This window comes from Bifidobacterium subtile (genome assembly GCF_000741775.1).
Classification (GTDB): Bacteria; Actinomycetota; Actinomycetes; order Actinomycetales; family Bifidobacteriaceae; genus Bifidobacterium; species Bifidobacterium subtile.
In genome coordinates this window covers 1-4,728 of the sequence record NZ_JGZR01000026.1, presented here as the reverse complement: position 1 = coordinate 4,728, position 4,728 = coordinate 1, and the positions used below count along the sequence as shown (strand labels likewise).

General features: G+C 47.6%; 3 protein-coding genes and 2 pseudogenes. 2 read left to right on the top strand and 3 right to left on the bottom strand.

The genetic code is table 11. The features are described 5' to 3' along the window. Window positions 1-677 (top strand): annotated as a pseudogene (locus BISU_RS13300) (IS256 family transposase); the annotation flags it as partial. Between the two features lie 551 nt (window positions 678-1,228). Here the strand turns inward: BISU_RS13300 and BISU_RS12735 are convergent. The 3 genes and pseudogenes from BISU_RS12735 to BISU_RS11390 all read right to left on the bottom strand — a co-directional run. Further along, window positions 1,229-2,095 carry a hypothetical protein gene (locus tag BISU_RS12735; protein WP_152599313.1) on the bottom strand — a complete coding sequence of 289 codons (867 nt, stop codon included), beginning with the start codon at window positions 2,093-2,095 and terminating at the stop codon, window positions 1,229-1,231. Window positions 2,096-2,413: 318 nt separating this feature from the next. Beyond that, window positions 2,414-3,523: a glycosyltransferase gene (locus BISU_RS11395; RefSeq protein WP_024464685.1), complete on the bottom strand. Its 1,110-nt coding sequence runs from the start codon at window positions 3,521-3,523 to the stop codon at window positions 2,414-2,416. Continuing rightward, window positions 3,520-4,368: pseudogene (locus BISU_RS11390) on the bottom strand (glycosyltransferase); the annotation flags it as partial. The gene BISU_RS11395 and the pseudogene BISU_RS11390, both read right to left, overlap by 4 nt. 86 nt (window positions 4,369-4,454) lie before the next feature. Here BISU_RS11390 and BISU_RS11385 point away from each other — a divergent pair. Next, a partial coding sequence (locus BISU_RS11385) for a transposase (protein WP_034533163.1) occupies window positions 4,455-4,728 on the top strand: 274 nt, incomplete at its 3' end.

Sequence of the window (4,728 nt, the reverse complement as noted above, 5' to 3'; positions counted from 1 at the left end):
CCGCCGCCGACACGTGGAAAGACACAAGAATCCAACGGTGCCTCGTGCACGTGCTGCGCAACACGCGCACGGACCCCACCTGCAGGCCACGCACCGACGCGGGCAAAGACCTGCCCAGGCTCGCCCGGAAACCCGTGAAGGTCCGCGACGCCGACGCCGCCGCGGCCTGGCTCAACCTGCCCGACGACTGGCACACCCGCTACGCCGACATCATCGGCCAACGCACCACCGCACGCGACGACCCCGGCAACCCCAAAGCCCGCGCCGGACGCACATGGTGGTGGACCCACGCCCGGTTGAGACGCGCCTATTACCGGTTCATCCGCCTGCAACGCGACGGTACGCTGTTCGCGTGCTGCGAGCCCGCCCCCGCAGGCAGCGTCCCGTCCACCACCAACCGTCTCGAGGGCGGTGTCAACGCCGACATCAAGCGCGTCCTCGACGCCCACCGCGGCCTGACGGAGGAACCCATGAAACGCTGCGAATGGGTCTTGTACATGAAGACGCACAACCCCGACCCCGGGTCGTTCATCACCGCCGCACACGACGAAACCACCGAGCCGCCCACCACGGGCACCGGCCTGCCCGCCGGCGGCATACAAGAGGCCGCACCCGGCGTCGACGCCTACGAATCAGGATTCGGCATCAGGAAAGGCCGGGCAGGCAAGACCCGATGACGCCACCTCGACACGCCCGAATAAAACACACATTTTGTCATTTAACCCTATGTTTGGGTAATCATGAAGTGAAATCGGGGGTGTCGTAAGAATCATGTTCACGGCACGACACGACACGACACGACACGACACGAGAATATAATAATATAGGTATTTCCGTTCGTCTCGTTTAACTCGTTCCGCCATGTACAATTTCAATCAAACAACACAATGGAACAGAAGCTTGATTTACATCGCCCACCATATTTTCTCTTTGCCGGAATCGTCGTTCATGCGGGATTCAGAGCGCCGGGGTCACACCGTGTCAGACGCTGATGCCATTCTCAGCCCGATAGCGTTTGACCCGGACTTGCATTTCGTACATCAATACGATGTCGACACCGCGACAACACCACTATCGTGTCACCTTCTCATAACAGTCTTATGAACATGTCCGACTGACTGATTATCCGGCGTATGACTTGGTTCATCGTGTGAAAGGAATAACAGCGAAATTCCATAACTCAGGAAAAAGGCAGCAAAAGCAAAATAAGAAACATTACTAAAACAAACTACAAGGAAGAAAATAGGCCAAACCAGCGGGCATTACCCTTTGCTCGATAATATCCCCAAAACGATGCAAGCCAAAGAGCAAAATACAGTAAACCGCCCGTAGCGAGAACAAATAAGAAAGTATTCGAAAAGCCTGTATTGTTATCCCTGAAAGAACTCATGAATGGAACTACGGCATCATTGTTGCCTATCCCGTTACCCAAGATCGGACTCGACAACCATGCTGCAAAGCCAGCCTTGAAATCATCCATATGTATTGCTCCAGACGACGTATCGACTTTGCTCGCAAAAAGCACATGAGAAACACTAAATGCCGCACAGAACAAGCAGAATGCAATGAATACGATAAGATTCCTAGCTCTTTTTGATATAGTAGACTTGCAATAAAAATAAGCAACAAATATACCAAGAGCAAGAATCCAACCAGTCGTAGAAAAAGAAGTAACTAAGGCTGCTATAAATGAAAACACGCGCCATAGTTTATACTTCTTGAAATAAAGGAGTTCAACCAACAACGCAATGATTAAATAGAAAGCAAACGCAGGCCCCTCACCAAATATTGAAGTATTACGAAAACCAAGAAATGAACCGAATCCCGACCATTGCAATTGGTACAATAAGCCATAATACCCAAATGCTTCCCCACTCGACAAGCTTCCATCCGACCAGGTATCAGGGAAAGTACAATTTGGCTTCAGCACTCCAAGGAATGGGCCGAATAACCATAATATTGAAGAGGAAAGTGCGAGCCACGCGATTATTGAAGATAAATAATCAAATATCTTATCCAGTACGCTATTCCGATAACACACTAAAATAAATAACGGAAAAATAGCATATAATAAAAGGAAGGCAAAATGTCCCATCGTCGGCAACCTAAGAGTGCCCAATGAAACTATGGCACAAACAATGACGCAACATGAGAACCAGGTTACCCCACGCTTTAGATCTGTAAGAGGAATCCCTATCCCGACCAGAACGGTAAAAATGGCCAGAAGCGATAATAACAATAAAACGATAGGGATAGCACTCTAAAATACCCAAATCGTCCATATAAAGTTGCATTTGAAAGAACTAGCAGCATTGAAAACAGGAACGCCAACGATGTCGGCCACACAGGGATTGTCCGACATCTTTCTGAATCCTTTTGTACAGTGTGCACCAAATCTACGCTCCCCGTAATCTTACTCTAGATACATTCTTTCAAGCATGCTTGCAGAATCCGCAACACGAAATCCGGCATCTCGAAGCTGTTCGTCAGCCCTATCGTTATATCGATTTACATTTTCTACGAAAAAATGAATCCAAGCTTGCATATCATCCAGCGAAAGATAGCTCACAAAATCACTACAAATATCACTTTCTCGAGAGACACGATCAGAAACGGCACATGGCAAACCAGCCGCTTCTGCCTCGATTAATGCGATTGGAAGCCCCTCAAAACGAGATGGAAATATGAAAGCATCGAATGCCTGATAATAACTACTCGTGTCACGAATTAGGCCTAGCAACTTAACGGAACCGTCAAGATGCAACTCACTAATCTTATCCTTTATCGCTTCACGATCAGGGCCATCGCCAATTAACCAAAGCTGACTGGAGGGCATTATCGAGTGCAGCTCATTGAATACGGATATCGCGTATTCTTGGTTCTTCTGGTATGACATTCTCCCAACATGACCGATGATGAAATCTGTCTCTTTGGCCCCGAGACTTTCACGTAGCGCCCGACGAACACTAGTTGTTCTCCGATACCGTCCGAGGTCTACTCCGTTTCGAATGACTTGCACTTTCGGAAGAATTTCCGGACAAAACTTAGCCTTTGCCGCCTCCTTGGAACATGCGCAGTACCGATCGACGTTACCCCTCATACGCATGCCACAGAGACGTCGGTTCACTCTGTTAAGCAAGGTGATTCTTTCTAGCGCACAATGAGAATGAACAATGACCTTTGGTGTCCCTGCCCTCTTGGCAACCTGACTAATTATTGCCAAAACCGATGTGCTTCCGGAATGGATATGAACAACATCGTACTTATTGTTTGCAAAAAAGATACTTACCGGTTTTTTGATTAATTCTCTGCTCTTTCCTGGCAAAAAAGAACAGTTCAATTCAAAAAGTGAGCCACCGAGACGCTTTATATCCTCCCTACGTCCATCGTTCTCACATGTATACGGAGTCAGAAAGTCAAACTTGAAATTATCGGCTTTCATCGCCTGCAAGTTATTAAATACAAACGTCTCCTGACCGCCTGTTGCAATCGGCTCGCCAAAGACTTCGAGGACTCTTCTCATTCGGAAACCTTCTCCTTAGGGAACTCGATTGTTGGATTGAACGTGAGACCTTGAATGGTGCTCTTCCAAATGCACCTCAATCTCATGAGTTTGTGATCCTTTGCCTTGAATACGACACGCAGCGTATGGCCAAGAATTCTCACAATCTCGTACAACAACCCCAAGATCCCCTCTCTTCTATACAAATATACATCGTTACGATACAGGTACTGATATCGCGATAATCTGTCAGATGCCTCATATGCAATATTTGCGCCGTAATTATTCTTAGATTTATGAACGACAACACTTCCATTAACCAAATATCCCGGCATTCGTCTAGAGATTCTTCTCGTATATTCCCAATCGTCCGTCCAAATAAAGAATTCTTTGATAGGCAGACCTACTTCCCTTACCACTCGCACGGGAAGGAGCAACGAAACAAAACTTGCCATTACAACCGGAACAATTTTATCATCAAAGTCTGTTACTGACTTAAACATCGTTTCACGTGGTATGTTCATGGTACAAATCCTGCCGTCTTTCCAAAGAACTTTCGACGCCAAGAACCCAAAATGATCTTGTTTCTTTTCTGCAACTTCTAATAACTTTTCCAAGGAATCATGTTTCGGCATGCAGTCATCATCCATCACCCAGATATAATCATATAGCCTTTCAGCAGCATATTTTATTCCGAATTGGAATCCACCTGCACCACCAAGGTTTTCACCAGTATTGATGTAAATAATTTTATCGAGTAGATTGTGATTCTTAATGGCATCCAGAGTTCCATCTGAGCTGTTATTATCAATTACCAAGACATCTAAATCACAAGTGGTGTCTTGTTTGAGGAGGCATTCAAGATTCTCAAGAAGTGGAGCATGGCTTGTCGCCTGTGTACGATTTCAGTCGCCAAACCATTAACCGCTCTAGAAAAGCAGGCGACAGAACCATGCCCGAGAAAATCATACAAGTCAACCAACCCATGTTCGAGACCGAACTCGACCGGATGGTGTCCGAGAAGGTCACCGAGATCCTCAACCGGATGCTGGACGCCGAGGCCGACGAGATCGCCGGCGCGGCCCGCTACGAGCGCTCCGATGGCAGGAAGGCGTATCGGGCTGGTCATTACGAGCGTGATCTGACCGTCAAGGCCGGGAAAATGGCGGTGAGGGTGCCGAAGTTGAAGGGCGCCCTGTTCGAGTCGGCGGTGATCGAACGGTATC